General features: G+C 62.4%; 13 protein-coding genes. 3 read left to right on the top strand and 10 right to left on the bottom strand.

The genetic code is table 11. From position 1 onward, the window contains the following. Positions 1-93 precede the first annotated feature (93 nt). The 6 genes from GE073_RS25775 to GE073_RS06450 all read right to left on the bottom strand — a co-directional run bounded on the left by GE073_RS25775 (position 94) and on the right by GE073_RS06450 (position 6,301). Positions 94-774, bottom strand: a complete 681-nt coding sequence (locus tag GE073_RS25775; RefSeq protein ID WP_267238407.1) for an MFS transporter — start codon at positions 772-774, stop codon at positions 94-96. Next, the gene (locus GE073_RS25770; protein WP_267238406.1) at positions 771-1,331 is read right to left on the bottom strand and encodes an MFS transporter; all 561 of its coding nucleotides are present in this window, start codon (positions 1,329-1,331) and stop codon (positions 771-773) included. The genes GE073_RS25775 and GE073_RS25770 overlap by 4 nt, the downstream gene beginning before the upstream one ends. 532 nt (positions 1,332-1,863) lie before the next feature. Next, positions 1,864-2,445, bottom strand: coding sequence for a hypothetical protein (locus GE073_RS06465; RefSeq protein WP_153783085.1), 582 nt, complete (start codon positions 2,443-2,445; stop codon positions 1,864-1,866). A 228-nt stretch (positions 2,446-2,673) separates the two neighbouring features. After that, positions 2,674-4,314: a C40 family peptidase gene (locus GE073_RS06460; RefSeq protein WP_194843291.1), complete on the bottom strand. Its 1,641-nt coding sequence runs from the start codon at positions 4,312-4,314 to the stop codon at positions 2,674-2,676. 338 nt (positions 4,315-4,652) lie between these two features. Next, positions 4,653-5,513, bottom strand: a complete 861-nt coding sequence (locus tag GE073_RS06455) for a cation diffusion facilitator family transporter (RefSeq protein WP_153784688.1) — start codon at positions 5,511-5,513, stop codon at positions 4,653-4,655. A gap of 305 nt (positions 5,514-5,818) precedes the next feature. Further along, complete coding sequence (locus tag GE073_RS06450) at positions 5,819-6,301, bottom strand: zinc ribbon domain-containing protein (RefSeq protein WP_052333587.1); 483 nt, start codon at positions 6,299-6,301, stop codon at positions 5,819-5,821. A gap of 193 nt (positions 6,302-6,494) precedes the next feature. Between GE073_RS06450 and GE073_RS06445 the strand changes: the two genes are divergently transcribed. From GE073_RS06445 to GE073_RS06435, 3 genes are all read left to right on the top strand, one after another. Continuing rightward, positions 6,495-7,520: a Delta(5) desaturase DesA gene (locus GE073_RS06445; RefSeq protein ID WP_153783083.1), complete on the top strand. Its 1,026-nt coding sequence runs from the start codon at positions 6,495-6,497 to the stop codon at positions 7,518-7,520. 101 nt (positions 7,521-7,621) lie between these two features. Next, a complete protein-coding gene (locus GE073_RS06440; protein ID WP_101808708.1) occupies positions 7,622-8,854 on the top strand; it encodes a sensor histidine kinase in 1,233 nt (410 codons plus the stop codon). Beyond that, complete coding sequence (locus GE073_RS06435; RefSeq protein ID WP_028600437.1) at positions 8,851-9,450, top strand: response regulator transcription factor; 600 nt, start codon at positions 8,851-8,853, stop codon at positions 9,448-9,450. The genes GE073_RS06440 and GE073_RS06435 overlap by 4 nt, the downstream gene beginning before the upstream one ends. A 1,607-nt stretch (positions 9,451-11,057) precedes the next feature. Here the strand turns inward: GE073_RS06435 and GE073_RS06430 are convergent. The 4 genes from GE073_RS06430 to GE073_RS06415 form a co-directional block, all read right to left on the bottom strand. Beyond that, entirely contained in the window at positions 11,058-12,023 is a 966-nt protein-coding gene (locus GE073_RS06430) for a carbohydrate ABC transporter permease (RefSeq protein ID WP_153783082.1), read from the bottom strand. A gap of 15 nt (positions 12,024-12,038) precedes the next feature. Beyond that, a complete protein-coding gene (locus tag GE073_RS06425; RefSeq protein WP_228551822.1) occupies positions 12,039-12,902 on the bottom strand; it encodes an ABC transporter permease in 864 nt (287 codons plus the stop codon). Between the two features lie 200 nt (positions 12,903-13,102). Next, positions 13,103-14,821 (bottom strand): ABC transporter substrate-binding protein, encoded by a 1,719-nt coding sequence (locus GE073_RS06420; protein ID WP_194843290.1) that lies wholly within the window; start codon positions 14,819-14,821, stop codon positions 13,103-13,105. Positions 14,822-14,940: 119 nt separating this feature from the next. After that, positions 14,941-16,716 (bottom strand): cache domain-containing sensor histidine kinase, encoded by a 1,776-nt coding sequence (locus GE073_RS06415; protein ID WP_052333584.1) that lies wholly within the window; start codon positions 16,714-16,716, stop codon positions 14,941-14,943. Positions 16,717-16,853 lie beyond the last annotated feature (137 nt).

Genomic DNA, 16,853 nt, shown 5'->3' with positions numbered 1-16,853 from the left:
CCGTTGCGGCTGGCCTTAGAAAAGAAACAAGGCAGAGAGCTCGCTCTCTGCCTTGTTTCTTTCTTGCCGCGGAACGCTTCGCTTTGCCGGCGGTCAGAGGCCGGCCGCGCGGGCGGCTGGAGCTTCCGTAGAGCCGAGGCTCGATTGGCGCCGCGCTCCCTTTCCATAGAAGAAGGATGAGCTGAGCAGGATCGCGGCGATCAGGGTGAAGACGATCATGCCGCTGGTTCGGTCGAGCAGCCAGCCGCCGAGCAGCGGACCGAGAAAGTAACCGAAGTTGCCGAATGTCTGCGCGCCGAAATACGTGCCGCGAAGCGCCTCTGGCGCCAGCCGGTCCAGGAGCAGGCTGCCTGCCGGGTAATTGAGGATTTCGCCGATCGTGAACAGAATCATCGAGACGAAAAGCAGAGGAATGGTCGGAGAGATGCCGAAGCCGACCAGGCCGAGCGCGAACAGGATGTTGCCCGCATGGATCGCCGAGATGGGACGATGCTTTTCGAGCAGCCTGGACAGCGGCATCTGCAGGACGATGACCGTGACGGCATTGGCCGTCATGAGCCAGCCGAACACGTAGACGCCCTGATTGAAGCTCATCTCCAGATGTTGCGAGAGCGTGACGGCATGCTGGCTGTAGCCGATGGCGACGAGGATCGCGCCGATCGTGTACAGCTGCAGCACCCGGTCGCGGCGGACAGCGGCCCATGCGGAACCGATCGTGACCTTCTCCTTTTTGGCTGCGCCCTCGATCTCCTTTATACCGAACGCATTCATCATCGCGAACAAGATGCAGCCGTAGAGCAGGAAATGAGTCCCGTCACGAGAAAGGGAAGCGGGCTGCTGCCGACGCCGAGATAGACGCCGAGCAGCGGTCCGATGGCGACGCCGACGTTGCCCATCAGATAACGGAGCGAGTACAGCTTGAACCGGCGCTCCGGCTCGGTGAGATCGCCCATCAACACTTGGGAGACTGGCTCGAACCAGGAGCGGCAAATGCCGTTCAGCAGGCTGAGCAGAAGCAGCAGCGCCGGCTGCTTGAAGAAGGCGAATCCGATGAAGACGGCGCTCCAGGCGAAAAGCGAGATGAACATGATGAGCCTGCGGCCGCAGCGGTCTGACAAAGCTCCGCCGATGAAGCCTCCGAACGTGCCGGCGAGAGATCCCGCACCGGCGACGAAGCCGATCATCGCCGCGCTCATGTCGGTGTTTTTGGCGAGGTACAGGGCGAGAAACGGCATGCTCATCGACATCGCGATCCGGGAGATCATCTGGCCGAAGAGCAGCGACGTGACTATCGGATGGTAGCTGCGGAACAGAAGCTGAATTCGGTTCATGGCTTCACCGACCTTGGAAGGATTGGCATGTACAGGATGCGACGATCGATGCTGGACATGGGCGGACGAATTCGTCTTGGATTAGAGCACGCATGATCAAACGGGCGGTCGGTTGCGACGGCCCGCGGACGGACAGGAGCCCATTTTATACCAGATACGTCCGATCTGCACAGGTATATTTTGGACTAGACCGTTTTCCCCCTGCCGCGGCGCTTCCTAGGGCCGTGTAGCACTAGCGGGCGTGCTATCCAGCGGCTGCGGCGCTTCTTAACGCCAAATTTGCCGTCAGCGGCATCCGGTTCCCCGGCTGCCGCGCTTCTTAACGACAATATTGCCGTTAGCAAGGCCGGTTCCCCCGTCGCGGCGCTTCTTAACGCCAAATTTGCCGTTTAGCGAGAGCGTCTCCACTCCGTGGACCCGGCTCTGCTTAAGCATGGTCAGCCCCGCTCTCCGAGCTCCGGCACATAACGATACCGGCGAGCGCGTTTCCCTGCGGATATCAACTGGACTTTCCCTTCAAGCATCAGCTTCTTCAGGTACTTGATGACGTCCTAGGATCGAGACCAAGCTCGTCCGCAGCTTTGCTTGGATAGATGCACTCGCTGTGCTTTCTCGCATAATCCAACAAGGCTTGTTCGGCCAATGGACGCTCGGCCCGGCGGCCGGCACGCGCATAACGCAGGATGTCCGGCTTCAGAAAATCGCGGATCAACGCCGGATCTTCCTTCAATGCATCATAGGCGATGGAAATATTCGTGTACCCTCTGCTGTGAAGGTACAGCTCTCGCATCAGCTCTCGTCTGTATCCCGTCCGATCGGCCTGCTGCACATGCGGGCCGAAGCCTTTCACATCGATGTTGAAACGACGCAGGCCCGGCAGCCACGCGAAATCCAGATACAGCGTCCCGCCTCTCCAATCCCGCACCTCATATTCGGGATGCAGATCATCGAAATTCCCGACCAGCGGCCACCAGACGTTCTTCAGAAAAAGCGCCTCTCCATGACCGTGCCCGCGCTTCAGACGATCCTTCCTCTCCCCACTCCTGGCTCTGAGATGCCGCTCCATCCATGCATTCCGCGCTTCTTCGAATTCTTGCATCCGATTCTTGTCCATGTCCATCTGCTCCTTCGCACTCAAATCGAAAAAACGCCCGGTTTCATGCCTCGCCTCCTGCCCGGTCCCATGTAAAGGGAATCCGAGAACAAGATTCGAAGAGAAACAGGACGTTCTTCGTCACTGCATGTCTTGCTTATCTGTCTGTGCCAGCCGTTTAGGAAAGAAGCCTCCAGCTCGATTTCATCCGAAAGCCCCGCCGGCCTTGCAGGCTGGCAGCTCCGCTCCCTACAGCGCGCTGCCGCCGAACATGAAGCGCGTCTTCCAGGTCGAGTTCTGCGGGATGTCCGTCACCTGCACGCCGCCCGACTCCTTGGAGTACGTCTGCAGGATCTTGTTGTCGCCGAGGTAGATGCCGACATGGGAGATGAGCGAGGCGTCGAGGCTCTCCTCGGCCGTCATGTCCTTGCCGATCGCGGTGGTCGTGAAGAACATCAGGTCGCCGCGCTTCAGCTCGTTCCAATCCTGCGTGTAGGCGCCTTTGTTCTTGACCTGCTGGCCTTGGCCGCGCGAGTCGGCTGCCAGCTTGATCCCGAGAGCGTCGAGAAAAGCTTGGCGCACGAAGTCCGAGCAATCGAACGTCGTCGTGTCGTTGCGGCTGGAGCCGAACTCATACGGAGTGCCGAGATACTTGAGGCCGGCGGCGATGACCGCCTCCAGCTCCGGCGAGGCGAGGCCTTCCCCATCGCCGGACGGAGCCGGCGTCGGAGATGCGGGAGCCGCGCTCGGCGTCGGCGATGCGCTAGGAGCAGGCGTCGCGGTTGGAGCGCTCGGGAGCGTCCCTGTCAAGGCGATGTACTTGGCGTCGGAGCTGACGTAGCCGGATTGGCCCGATGCGTCGACGATCTGGTACCAGCTGCGATTGGAAGTGGAGACGATCTGCACGGCCTCGCCCGTCTTCAGGTAGCGGATGCGGTCTTGCGAAGTGGACGGGCCGATGCGGAACGCCACCGCCGAAACGGCCTTCGCGTTCGGCGAGAACGCCTCCGTGCCGCCTTCTGGCGTCGGCGTCGCGCTCGCCGCTGGCGTCTTGCTCGGCGTCGGCGTCGCGCTCGCCGCCGGCGTCTTGCTCGGCGTCGGCGTCGCAGTCGCCGCCGGCGTCTTGCTCGGCGTCGGCGTCGCGCTCGCCGCCGGCGTCTTGCTCGGCGTCGGCGTCGCGGTCGCCGCCGGCGTCTTGCTCGGCGTCGGCGTCGCGGTTGCCGCCGGCGTCTTGCTCGGCGTCGGCGTCGCGCTCGCCGCCGGCGTCTTGCTCGCCGCTGGCGTCGCGCTCGCCGCCGGCGTCTTGCTCGGCGTCGGCGTCGGCGTCGCGGTCGGCGTCGCCGACGGCGCTGGCGTCGATGCTCCGGGCAGGACGCCGGTTACGGTGACGTATTTCTTGTCGGAGCTTATGTATCCGCTGTTGCCCTGCTCATCCAGGATCAGATACCAGTACGCGGTCGGCACGGCCACGATCTGCACCTGCTCGCCCTTGTTCAGGTAGCGGATGCGGTCGCTGGAAGCAGAGGCGCTCTTGCGCAGCGTGACGGTAGCCGCAATCTCCGCGTTCGCGGCGAGCGACGGCTTGGCGGAGGCGGCAGGCTCCTCGATCAGGCTGATGTAGGCGGAGGAGGAAGAGACGAAGCCGATCTTGCCTGCGCGTTCCTTGACTTTGTACCAGCTGCCGTCCACCCGCTCGAGCACGGTGAGCGGCTCCCCTTTGGCGAGCAGGCGGAGCACCTTGCCCTTGGTCGACGGCTCTTCCCTCAGGTTGACGGTGGACTGGGTGACGGCAAGCTGGGCGGCGGCGGATGGAGCGGCCTCCGCCCCGGTCGGGGGCATGCCCGCAAGCAGCAGGCTCGCGGCCAGAACGGCGGCGACGGGCTTTCTCATTCGATCACGACTCCTCATCTGGTTGAATGTCGATTGTCCATGGTCTAGATCACAGGTAGGTTATCGGCATCCGGCTTGTCCGGATTTAGGCTTGACTCTGTCGAAGGAGGAGCGATCGTGCGGCTCGCTGGGATGTTCTGGCGTCTTCTGGTGTCTATTGTAAATAAAACCGGCAAAAAGCGCATGGACCGCTGCTCCCAAGTTCGCCGCGGACTCAAGCTAGGACGAGCGGCCCGCCTGCGCCAAGCCTCCAGGACCGCTCTGTTTTTTACATAAAAAAAAAGCCCGCCTCCGTCCCTGAAGGGACTTGGAAGCGGGCTGACGGACGGAAAGCAGGCTCAAGCCGGCTCCGGCTCGTAAGGCTCCACATGCACATGCACGTTCATGATGTTGTGCTTGCGCTCCATCCGGCTCTCGATCTCGTCGCTGATCCGATGGCTCTCGACCAGGCTCAGCCTGGAGTCGACGGTCACGATGACGTCGACGAGCACATGGCTGCCGTGGACGCGGGCTTTGAGGTCCTTGATCGACTTGACGCCCTCGACCTTCTCGATCGAGCTGCGCAGCGTGCGCAGCTCGCCGTCGTCGAAGCCGTCGGTCAGCGCATGGGTCGAGCCGTAGAAAATTTCCCATGCCGTCTTGCAGATGATGAGGCCGACGGCGATCGCCGCTACGGGATCGAGCCACGGCATGCCGAGCGAAGCGCCGGCGATGCCGACCGCCGCGCCGATGCTGACAAGCGCGTCCGACAGATTGTCCTTGGCCGCGGCGTCCAGCGCCTGGCTCTTGATCTGCCGGGCGAGGCGGCGGTTGTACAGATAGACGCCGAGCATGACGACGGCCGAGACGATCGCCACGACGGCGGACAGGATGTTCGGCGCCTCCTCGCGCCCGGCGAACAGCGAGCGCACGGAGCTGATCAGCACCTGCAGGCCGACCGTCGCCATGATGAAGGAAGCGATGAGCGAGGCAATCGTTTCCGCGCGGAAGTGTCCGTAGGGATGGTCCTCGTCCGGCGGCTTCTGCGAGATGCGCAGGCCGATGAGCACGGCGAACGAAGCGACGATGTCGGTCAGATTGTTGAAGCCGTCCGCAGACAGAGCCTTGGAGGCGAACAGGTAGCCCGCGCCGACCTTGGCGATGGACAGCACGACATACGCGCCGATGCTGATCCAGGCTCCGCGCTCTCCTCGGCGCATATCGGCGTATTGTTGCTCGGTAGACACGTTTTCTTTCCCCTCTCAAAAAAACACTCTCCCCACCTTACCGTCCGATCCCCCAGTGGGTCTAGAGAAACATTGTTGTCCTAATGCGCCTTTTTGTGGCTCTGCGCAACACTTTCCGCCTCCTGCAACGCCGCTTAGCCTGCTCTGGATATGCCATTTTTATGCAGGATGACGTCTCGTTTTTTCCAAGCGGCGGCAGCAAAAAAAATCCAAGGCAGATGGGGCTGCCTTGGATTCGTAGCCTCGCGCTGCGCCGCAGCGCCTGCGGTCGAGGCCGCCTATTGCCAGGAGGCCAGCTCGCTGCCGCAGCGCGTGCAGCGCTTGGCGTCGAGCCGGTTCTCCGCCTTGCAGCGGCCGCAGAGCACATGCACCTGGCCCTCGAGCTGCAGCGCCGGCAGCACGCCCTCTTCGGGAAAGGGGGCGCCGCAATCCGGGCAGTAGCGGGCCTCATGGTCGGCCTCGCGCCCGCAGGTCGCGCAAGCCTTGAGCGCCTTGAGCGCGCGGATGCGCTGCTCGAGCTGGTCGATCTGCCCCTGCGCCGACACGATCTGCTGGCAGAGCCGATGGGCGGCCTCATGGGAGGCGGCCATGTCGTCCTTCATATAAGCGGCGAACACGGCGTCGCCGATCTCTTTCTTGAGCCGCGAGATGTCGCGCTGGCGAAGCGCGACCTGGGACTTGAGCCGCGCGGTCTCCATCGTCTGCTGAGCCGCCTTCGCCGCTTCGGCCGCTCCTTGCTTCATTTTGTCGAATATGGACATGATGCACGCTCCCCGCTTCCGGGATGGAGGTTCTTCCCCTAAGGCTACACCAATCGCAGCTTGACCGGCAAGGCATGACAGTTGTCATGTCGGATCGCTTACGGCTATGACTGCCTGCGCCCCGCCCCTTTCCCTATACTGGAATTATCAGCCGCAGCGCTCCGCGCGCCATACGGCCACCCGGGAGGAAGCCATGAACCAGACGAAACAGCTCCGCAAGATGATCGCTCCCTTCGAGCGCAACGACAAGACCGCCAGCGTCCGCCAGCTGCTCAATACGATCCCGCCGTTCATCCTGCTCTGGATCGCGGCTTATGCCAGCTTGCAGGTCTCGTATGCCCTGACGCTGCTGCTGTCCGCGCTCGCGGCCGGCTTCCTCATCCGCAGCTTCATCATCTTTCACGACTGCTGCCACGGCTCGTTCTTCCGCAGCCGCAAGGCCAACGACGCGCTCGGCACTCTGCTCGGCATCCTGACGCTGTTCCCGTACGAGCAATGGAAGCACAGCCACAACATCCACCACGCCGGCAGCGGCAACCTGGAGCGCCGCGGCACGGGCGACATGTGGCTGCTCACCGTCAAGGAATACAAGGAAGCGTCCGCTTGGACCAAGCTGCGCTACCGCATCTACCGCAACCCGTTCGTGCTGTTCGTCATCGGACCGATCGCGCTCATCCTGATCACCTACCGCTTCAACGAAAAAGGCGCGCGCCTCAAGGAGCGACGCAACACCTGGCTGACCAACGCCGGCATCGCCGTCCTCTACTCGCTGCTCATCTGGGCGATCGGCTGGCAGTCGTTCCTGCTCGTGCAGCTGCCGGTATTCTGGATCTCCGGCGCCGCCGGCATCTGGCTGTTCTACGTCCAGCATCAGTTCGAGGACTCCTACTTCGAGCATGAGGAAGAGTGGGACTACGTCAAGGCGGCCGTAGAAGGCAGCTCGTTCTACAAGCTGCCCGCCTTGCTGCAATGGCTGACCGGCAACATCGGCTACCACCATGTGCATCATCTAAGCCCGCGCGTGCCGAACTATCATCTGCAGCAGGCGCATGAAGCCGCGCCGCCGCTCGAGCATGCGACGACGATCACGCTGCTCACGAGCCTCAAGTCGCTGCGCTTCAACCTGTGGGACGACGAGCGGCGCCAGTTCGTCACGTTCCGCGAAGGCATCCGCCGCGCCGCGGAGCCGCCGCTTCGCTCCACCGGACGCCCGGCCTGAGACGGATATTTTGCCGGATAGTATGCTACAATGAGGCTAACCATCCCTGCCGGAAGACAGCGGCCTGAGCGCCGCCGTCCGGCCCAAGGAGCACGCAGCGCATGCAGCAAAAATGGAATCAGATCCTGCCCCGCAACACCGGGCTCGGACCGTATATCTGGCTGGCCTTCATCGTCCTGCCGTTCTATTTCATCTTCCGCTACCCGGATACGGGCAGCATTCTCGCCGGCAGCCTCATGGTTGCCGTCTTTTTCATCTGCTACCGGCTCACGCGCGAGGGCCGGGGCTGGCGGATGTATACCGGCATCGCGATCCAGATGGCCATTTCGGCGGCGATGACGATTTATTTCCACTACCCTTACTTCGGCTTCTTCCTGGCGTTCTACATTGGCAATACGCGCAGCCGGGCCGGCTTCACGAGCCTCTATGTCGTGCATCTCGTGCTCGTCGCCGCCACGATCTATACCGCCTACTTCATGCATAACCGCTTCTTCATCCAGCAGTCGCCCTTCGTCGCGATCCTGCTGATCGGCGTCTCGGTGCTGCCGTTCAGCCGCTACAACTGGCTCAAGCAGGAGCGGCTCCAAGGGCAGCTCGAGGATGCCAACCGACGCATCGCCGACCTGCTCGTGCTGGAGGAGCGGCAGCGGATCGCGCTCGACCTGCATGACACGCTCGGCCAGCAGCTGTCGCTCATCCGCCTCAAAAGCGACCTTGCCGGCAAGCTCGTCTCCAAAAATCCCGAGCGGGCCCGCGCGGAAATGAGCGACGTGCACCAGACCGCGCGCATCGCGCTGCAGGAGGTGCGCGACATGGTCTCGCATATGCGCGGAGCCCGGCTCGAGGACGAGCTCGGGCGGGTCGGCCAGATTTTGCGCGCGGCCGAGATCGAGTTCGAGCTGGTCGGCGATCCGAAGCTTGCGCATACGTCCCGGTTCACCGAGAACGTGCTCAGCATGTGCGTCAAGGAGGCGGTCACGAACGTCGTCAAGCATAGCCGGGCTTCCCGCTGCCTCGTGCGGATCGAGCAGAAGCCCGACCTGCTCCGCGTGCTCGTCCAGGACAACGGCATCGGCATGCGGCTGCCGCGCGCCCAGGATCGGGGCAACGGCCTGCAAGGGATGAAGGAGCGGCTCGAGTTCATCAACGGCAGCCTCCAGATCGGCCAAGGCGCCGGCATGGATTCGAAATCGGCCGCCGGCGCGAAAGCCTCGGATTCAAAGGGCGGGACGCGCGCTGCCGGGACGGACGGCGCTGCCGGAAGGCCGGGCACGACGTTGTATATGATTGCGCCGCATAATGTCAGCCGCAGAGAAAAGGAGGATTTCCAATGATCCGAATCGTGCTTGCCGAGGACCAGCGGCTGCTGCTGGGCGCTCTCGGCTCCCTCATCGACCTCGAGGAGGACATGCAGGTCGTCGGCCAGGCGACGAGCGGCGAGGACGCCGTCGCGCTCGTGCGCAAGCACAAGCCCGACATCTGCATCATGGACATCGAGATGCCCGTCATGAACGGGCTCGAGGCGGCCGAGCAGCTGAAGGACAGCGGCTGCCGGGTGATGATCCTGACGACGTTCGCCCGCAGCGGTTACTTCGAGCGGGCGCTCAAGGCGGGCGTGCAGGCGTATCTGCTCAAGGACAGCTCGAGCGACGAGCTCGCCACGTCCATCCGCAGCGTCATGGAAGGACGCCGCCTGTACGCGCCCGAGCTCGTCGACGAGGTGTACAACGAGAGCAACCCGCTCACCGAGCGCGAGCGGGAAGTGATGGAGCTCGTCTCCGCCGGCAAAAACACCAAGGAAATCGCGAGCCAGCTGTACCTCTCGAGCGGCACGGTCCGCAACTACATCTCCGTCATCCTCGACAAGCTCGGCGTCAGCAACCGGATCGAGGCCGTCTCCCGCTTCAAGGAGAAGGGCTGGTTCAAGTGAAATTGAGTAAAGGCCGCAGAAGCCGACTAATCGGCTTCTGCGGCCTTATTTTCGCTCCTCGCCTGCTCCAGCTGCAGCTCCAGCGCCGGAGTTACTCGGAAAAACCGAGCAACTTCGCTCCAAATGCTGCCCTAGCGCCGACGTTGCTCGGAAGAACCGAGTAACTCCTCTCCAGCCGCTGCCCTAGCTCCGCCGTTGCTCGGATAAACCGAGTAACTCCTCTTCACACGCCGCCTAGCGCCGCCGTTACTCGGATAAACCGAGTAACTCCTCTCCAGCCGCTGCTCCAGCTCCGCCGTTACTCGGATAAACCGAGTAACTCCTCTCCAGCCGCTGCTCCAGCTCCGCCGTTACTCGGATAAACCGAGTAACTCCTCTCCAGCCGCTGCTCCAGCTCCGCCGTTACTCGGAAAAACCGAGTAACTCCTCTTCACACGCTGCTCCAGCGCCGCCGTTACTCGGATAAACCGAGTAACTCCTCTTCACACGCTGCTCCAGCGCCGCCGTTACGCGGATAAACCGAGCAACTCCTCTTCACACGCTGCTCCAGCGCCGCCGTTACTCGGATAAACCGAGTAACTCCTCTTCACACGCTGCTCCAGCGCCGCCGTTACGCGGATAAACCGAGCAACTCCTCTTCACACGCTGCTCCAGCGCCGCCGTTACGCGGATAAACCGAGCAACTCCTCTCCGAGTTTGTGTACCGCAGCGCAACTCGATGGCTGTAACCCGAAATTGTCGGGTTGCAGGCGTCCGGGAGCTCGGTTCAGTGGCTGTAACCCGAAATTGTCGGGTTGCAGGTGTCTGAGAGCTCGGTCCAGTGGCTGTAACCCAAGATTGTCGGGTTGCGGGCGTCTGAGAGCTCGGTTCAGAGGCTGTAACCCGAAATTGTCGGGTTGCAGGCGTCCAGGAGCTCGGTCCAGTGGCTGTAACCCGAAATTGTCGGGTTGCGGGCGTCCGGGAGTTCGGGCCAGAGGCTGTAACCCGAAAATGTCGGGTTGCAGGCGTCCGGCGGGCAATCGATTGGTAGGTCAAATGAAGCGCGACCATCCGAGCGAAGTTGGACTTGGAGCAAAGGTCGCTTGCGCTGCGGCAGTGGGCGTGCTGGCCCAGCGGAGCGGACGGAATCCTCCTGGAGAAGCGGCAGCGGTTCCCTTGAAGGCCGGATTCCTTCCGTTTCGGAAAGGGAGATCAGAGGAATCTGGGCTTCAGCGGAATCGGAGGGAGGTTCCGTCCGCGCAGCGGCTCTACTCGGCACGCAGCTCCGTCCGCGCAGCGGCTCTACTCGGCACGCTGCTTCGTCCGCGCAGCGGCTCTACTCGGCACGCTGCTCCGTCCGCGCAGCGGCTGTCCTCGGCACGCGGCTCCCTCTGCGCAGCGGCTCTCCCCGGTACGCAGCTTCGTCCGCGCTGCGGCTCTCCCCGGCACGCAGCTCCCTCCGCGCAGCGGCTGTCCTCGGCACGCTGCTCCGTCCGCGCAGCGGCTCTCCCCGGCACGCAGCTTCGTCCGCGAAGCGGCTCCAGCCGTCCGCGAAGCGGCGGACTACGCCAATAACCCCGCCGCTCGGAAGCCAGGCTTCCGAGCGGCGGGGGCGGCTTCCCGTCGGCTCAGCCCTTCACGCCGCCGACGGTCATGCCTTTGACGAAGTATTTCTGCAGGAACGGATAAACGATGATCATCGGCAAGCTCGCCACGATCGTCATCGTCGCGCGGATCGACGTCGGCGTGACGAAGTTGGCGCTCGCGTTCGCGCTGTTGGCGAACGCCGAGGCGGACGTCATCGACGAGTTCGAGTTGGAGTTGGCCAGCATCTTCATCAGCTCGTACTGCAGCGTGCTGAGGTTGGCCTTCTCGGAGTTGTACAGGAAGACGTCGAACCACGAGTTCCACTGGAACACGCCGGTGAACAGCGCCACGGTGGCGAGCGCCGGCAGCGCCAGCGGGATGACGATCTGCATGAACGTGCGGAACTCGCCCGCGCCGTCGATGCGCGCCGACTCGATGATGCCCTCCGGCAGCCCTTCGATGAAGGAGCGGATGACGATCATGTTGAACACCCCGATGATGCCCGGCACGATGTACACCCAGAAGCTGCCGATCAGGTCCAGGTCGCGCATGAGCAGGTAGTTCGGGATGAGGCCGCCGTTCAGGTACATCGTCAGGATGAACGTCACCGTCACGAAGCGGCGCAGCAGGAACTCCGGCCGGCTGATCGTATAGGCGACCATCGCGGAGCAGAACACCGTGACGATCGTGCCGATGACCGTCCGCAGGATGGAGACGAGCGTCGCGTGGAAGATCGTCGCTTCCTGGAACACGTACTTGTAGTTGTCGAGGCTGAAGTCGCGCGGCAGCAAGTAGATGCCGCCGCGGATCGAGTCGTTGGCGTTGTTCAGCGACACGGCCAGCGTGTTGAGGAACGGGTAGAGCGTGAAGATGACGAGCAGGGAAAGGAAGATGAAGTTGAACAGGTCAAACAGGCGGTCGCCCGGGGATTGGAACCGTTTGTACACCTTGCGCGGCTTTTCGGGCTTCTTGCCCGCGCCAGCCTGCTGCGCTGCCGGTGTTGCCATGATACATCGCTCCTTTTAGAACAGTCTCTGCTCGCCAAGACGCTTCGCCAGCGAGTTGGCTCCGAACAGCAGGATGAAGCTGACGACCGTCTTGAAGATGCCGGCCGCGGTCGCGAGCGAGAAGTTGCCCATCGAGATGCCGTATTTGAGGACGAAGATTTCCAGGTTTTCCGAATAGTCGGCGTTCATGCCGTTGCCCATCAGGTACTGCGGCTCGAAGCCCGTCTCGAGGATGTTGCCGAGGTTCATGATGAGCAGGATGATGATGACCGGCTTGAGGCCCGGCAGCGTGATGTGCTGGATGCGCTGCATCCGGTTCGCGCCGTCGATCTCGGCCGCCTCGTACTGCGACGGATCGATCATCGTCATCGCCGCGAGATAGACGATCGTATTCCAGCCGACGTCCTTCCACACCTCGGAGGCGCCGAGGATGCCCCAGAAGTAATGGCCGACGCCGAGCCACATGATCGGCCGGTCGATGATGCCGAGCCACATCAAGAGCTCGTTGACGATGCCGCCGTCGATCGACAGCGCCGTCGAGATGATGTTCGCCGCCACGACCCAGGAGATGAAGTGCGGCAGGTAGCTGATCGTCTGCACGGCGCGCTTGAAGAACGCGATGCGCACCTCGTTGAGCAGGATCGCCAGAGCGATCGCGGTGACGAAGCCGAGCACCAGCTTGATGACGGCCATCGCCAGCGTATTGCGCAGGACGCGCAGGAACGAGTCGTCGGAGAACAGGAAGCGGAACTGCTCGAGGCCGACCCACTCCTGCTCGAACATGCCCAGGTTCGGGCGGTAATGCTGGAAGGCGATCGTCCAGCCCCACAGCGGCACATATTTGAAGATGAAAATCCAGATGACGAACGGCACCGACATGAGCACCAGCGCCTTCTGCTTGGACAGCGTCCTGAACCAGCGTCCTACCTTTCCCGGCTCCGCGGACGGCGCGGACGGGACGGCGGCGGTTTCTTGGCTGCGCATCGTATCTCTCCTCTCCTATCCAACCGGCATGCCGATCGGCAAAAACCGGACCGGTGCGACTGACCCGGTCCGGTCCGAAACCATTCAGCCTGTTCTCAGTTGCCTTGCGTCTTGGCAATCTTCGCGGCGACTTCCTTGGTCATCGTCTCCTCGTAGGCCTTCACGTCGAGCTTGTTGAATTCCTTGAGGTATTCGTCCCAGATGCCGTCGAACTGCTCCGGCTTCGCCAGCACGAGCTTGGAGAAGTACTTGAGCTTGAGGTCCTTGGACTTCTGCGTGAAGATCTGCGCCGGCGAGCCTTGCTCCAGCGAGATGCTCCAGGCCGGGTACCACGGACGCTCATCCGGCTTGGCGAACAGGTCGGAGAACGTCTTCGCGCCGTATTTCTCGAGAATCAGCTTGTCGCCTTCGGTGAACGAAGCCTGCGCGACCTCCGGCTGGCGGCCGGCGTTGAACGAGTTGCCGTCGGCCAGCGTGGAGCCGCCGCCGTACATCGGCCAGCTGTAGTTGAAGTAGGAGAAGCCGATGCTTTCCTGCGTCTTGTTGTCCTTGAGCATCTCGATCTGCTCCGGCGTGCGGTAGAAGCGGCCTTTGTCGTCCACCTCGTACTCCTCGCCCTTGACGCCCCACTGGATGAGCACCTGGTTCTCTTCCTTGAGCATGTTGTCGAAGAACTCGATGATGCGCACCGGATCCTTGGCCGACGTCGTGATGCCGACGCCGCGGTTGTTGACGAAGGACGGCGGATCGAGGTACTGGTCCTTCTCGACGCCGCTGAACACGATCGGCAGCGGCATGTAGTCGAGGTCGTCGTTGCCCGTCTTCTTGATGTTCTGCAGCGCCTGGTTCACCTGCCAGCCGTAGTCGAAGAAGCCGAGCACGTTGCCGGAGGAGATTTTCGCCAGGTACTGGTCGTAGTTGTTGACGAACGAGGATTCGTCGTAAAGTCCCTTGCTGTTGACCTCGTTCAGCTTCTTCAGCCAGTTTTTCGTGTTGTCGGTGTTCGAATACGTCTTGGCCTCGTGGCTCGTCATGTCGACGATGACGTCGCCGTCGTTCGGATAGCCGGCCAGATGCATCGGCGGGTTGAAGATGCCCATCGTGCGCCAGTCGTAGATGAGCGAGGTGAAGCCGGTCAGCTTGTCGCCGGAGTGGTTCGCCTTATACTTGTCGATCAGGTCGAAGTACTCGTCCAGCGTCTTGATTTTCGGATAGCCGGCTTCCTTCAGCACGCGGCGCTGGATGAAGAACGCGCCCTGCTCGATCGTCGGGTTGGAGATGTATTCGCCTACGACCGGGCTGAACGGCAGGAAGTAGATGTTGCCGTCCTCCGCCTTCATCAGGTTCATGTAAGGGCCATAGACGCGCTGGATGTTCGGAGCATGCTTCTCGATCAGCTCGTTGAGCGGGATGAACGCCTTGGCGTCAAGCACCTTGTCGATGGCCGTATCCGGCGAGAGCACGTCCGGATAGTTGCCGCTCGCGATCATCGTGCCGATCTTCGTGTTGACGTCGCCGACCGGATACTGGAGGTTGAAGTTGACGCCGGTCTGCTCCTCGAGCAGCTTGCCGATCTTCGTCTTGTTGGACTCGATGTTCGGCACCTGGGCTCCGGCGTTGAAATACGTGAACGTGACCGGATCCTTCGCCGGCGCCGCTGTCTCGCCTGCGCCCGCGTTCGCCGATGCCTCCGGAGCTGCCGCTCCTCCGTTGCTGCCCGCGTTCCCGGAATTGCCCGAGTTGCCGCTGCAGCCGGCCAGCGCCGTGGCCATCGCTACCGCGAGGACCAGCAAGCCCTTTTTCGTCTTGACCATCTCTTTGCTCCCCTTCCCTATCGTCCGTGAATGTGCAGCTGTTCCTGTAAGCACTTTCATTTTATGACGGAAGCGCTTTACCGACACCCCTGCAAACTTTAGCTCCTACCCTAAAAAGTTTAGGAGTTGCCTCGGATCGCTGCCGGCTCCGCGATTTCCTCGCGCTGCGGAAGGCGGATGCGCACGCTCGTGCCCTGGCGGCGGACGCTGTCCATCTGCAGCTCGAACCGTTCGCCGTAATAAAGGCGCAAGCGCCGATAGACGTTCTGGATGCCGACATGGTCGCCGAAAGGCTCGTCCCGCTGCAGCCCGCCGCGGATCGCCTCCAGCTCCTCCGGCTCCATGCCGGCTCCGTCGTCGACCACCTCGGCGATCAGCGCGCTGCCCTCGACGCGGAACAAGAGGTTGATGCTGCCGCCGCGCTTGCTCTTCTCGATGCCGTGGATGCTGGCGTTCTCGACGAACGGCAGGACGGACATCTTCGGCACGAGCCAGCCGAGCGCCTCGTCGTCGGCCACGACGGAGTAGTCCAGCTTGTCGCCGAAGCGGTATTTCTGGATCTCGAGGAAGCAGTGGATCAGCTCGAGCTCCTCCCGCACGGTCATCCAGTCGCGGTCCCAGGAGAGCGAGCGGCGGAAGATCTTGGCCATGTTGTGGATGATCTTGGCCGTCTCCTCCTCTTTTTTGATGAGGCTGCGCATGCGGATCGTCTCCAGCGCGTTGAAGAGGAAATGCGGATTGATCTGGCTCTGCAGCGCATGCAGCTGCGCCTGGTTGCGCTTGATCTCGAGATCCTTGCGCAGGATGTCGGCCAGGTAGACGTCGTCGATCAGGCTTTTGATCTGCAGCGTCATGCGGTTGAACTCGTTCGTCAGCTGGCCGATCTCGTCGCGGTAGTCGGGCTGCTCGACCGGCTCGAACGAATGGTTGCGCACCCGCTTCATCTGGTGCAGGATGCGGGCGAGCCGCGAGCTGAGCGAGCGGGTGAACCAGAGGATGATGAGCGTCGGCACGAGGATGTTCGGCAGCGCGAGGTAGACGACGAAGTTGCGGGATTTGTACACATCCTGCAGCACCCGATGCTCCGGGAACGCGCCCTCGAGGCTCCAGCCGCGCAAATAATCGACGTTGGCGATCGGCTTGCTCACCGAAATCGCGTCGGCCGCGAGCGCCTCGGGCAGGAACGACGCCTGCTCCTGCTGCCGCTCCGCGCCGCCGGACGCCGCCTCGATCCGGCCTTCCGGCCCGACGAGGTACACGTCTCCCTGCAGCGTCGCGTTGCGCATCAGCGCGCTGATGGCGCTGTAGCCGATGTCGATCTTGAGGATCGGATAGCGGCCGTGCTTCTGGCCGAAATAGTCGAGCCGGCGCACGAAGCTGAACACCGTCTCCGGACCGTGGGAAGTCTCGTTGACGCTGCGGATGACGATCGGCGAGCCGTCGCCGCCGCCGAGCGCGAGCGCGCGGTACCACGAGGAGGCCTCCACCTCCTCCGTGATCGGCCGCATCCCGCCGCCCCCGACGATGGTCGGATTGGGGGTATAGATGGCGACGTCGCGGATCGCCTTGTAGATCGGCGAGTAGCGGTACATCGTGGCGTAGATGTCCGCGTAGTAGGCATCCACATATTCCGAGGAGCTCGTGTAGGAGCGCTCGATCGCCTCGTTGAATTTGGCGTCGGTGTAGAAGATCGAAGAAATGCCGGCCGCGACGTCCATCTGGTCGAGGAAGTCGCGCCGGATCTGGTCCATCGCCGCCGAGATGTCGCTCAGCTTCTGCTGCCGGACGTTATGGGTCGTCACCTGATAAAAGACGATGTTCGTCAGCACGATCGGGATGAGCACGCAGACGATATAGACGATGAGCATCTTTTTGCGAAGGCGGACGTGGTTCAAGCTGAATCGCATCTCCGTATCCCCGTCTCTGTTTCGATTAAGGACCTTGCGCTGCCGCCGCTGGCGGCTCCAAGCAAAAAAAGCCCTTTCAAGTAGACTTTAGTCGGCTTTCGCCGCCCTGTCTACCGAAAGGGACG

The organism is Paenibacillus sp. B01, from assembly GCF_009649995.1.
Taxonomy (GTDB): Bacteria; Bacillota; Bacilli; order Paenibacillales; family Paenibacillaceae; genus Paenibacillus_O; species Paenibacillus_O pasadenensis.
This window is presented reverse-complemented; position numbering and strand designations above follow the sequence as displayed.

What these genes read in the sequence shown, in the direction of transcription:
- GE073_RS25775 (WP_267238407.1), bottom strand. Translation starts at nt 774, where the DNA reads ATGATGAATGCGTTCGGTATAAAGGAGATCGAGGGCGCAGCCAAAAAG.
- GE073_RS25770 (WP_267238406.1), bottom strand. Translation starts at nt 1,331, where the DNA reads ATGAACCGAATTCAGCTTCTGTTCCGCAGCTACCATCCGATAGTCACG.
- GE073_RS06465 (WP_153783085.1), bottom strand. Translation starts at nt 2,445, where the DNA reads ATGGACAAGAATCGGATGCAAGAATTCGAAGAAGCGCGGAATGCATGG.
- GE073_RS06460 (WP_194843291.1), bottom strand. Translation starts at nt 4,314, where the DNA reads ATGAGAAAGCCCGTCGCCGCCGTTCTGGCCGCGAGCCTGCTGCTTGCG.
- GE073_RS06455 (WP_153784688.1), bottom strand. Translation starts at nt 5,513, where the DNA reads ATGCGCCGAGGAGAGCGCGGAGCCTGGATCAGCATCGGCGCGTATGTC.
- GE073_RS06450 (WP_052333587.1), bottom strand. Translation starts at nt 6,301, where the DNA reads ATGTCCATATTCGACAAAATGAAGCAAGGAGCGGCCGAAGCGGCGAAG.
- GE073_RS06445 (WP_153783083.1), top strand. Translation starts at nt 6,495, where the DNA reads ATGAACCAGACGAAACAGCTCCGCAAGATGATCGCTCCCTTCGAGCGC.
- GE073_RS06440 (WP_101808708.1), top strand. Translation starts at nt 7,622, where the DNA reads ATGCAGCAAAAATGGAATCAGATCCTGCCCCGCAACACCGGGCTCGGA.
- GE073_RS06435 (WP_028600437.1), top strand. Translation starts at nt 8,851, where the DNA reads ATGATCCGAATCGTGCTTGCCGAGGACCAGCGGCTGCTGCTGGGCGCT.
- GE073_RS06430 (WP_153783082.1), bottom strand. Translation starts at nt 12,023, where the DNA reads ATGGCAACACCGGCAGCGCAGCAGGCTGGCGCGGGCAAGAAGCCCGAA.
- GE073_RS06425 (WP_228551822.1), bottom strand. Translation starts at nt 12,902, where the DNA reads ATGTCGGTGCCGTTCGTCATCTGGATTTTCATCTTCAAATATGTGCCG.
- GE073_RS06420 (WP_194843290.1), bottom strand. Translation starts at nt 14,821, where the DNA reads ATGGTCAAGACGAAAAAGGGCTTGCTGGTCCTCGCGGTAGCGATGGCC.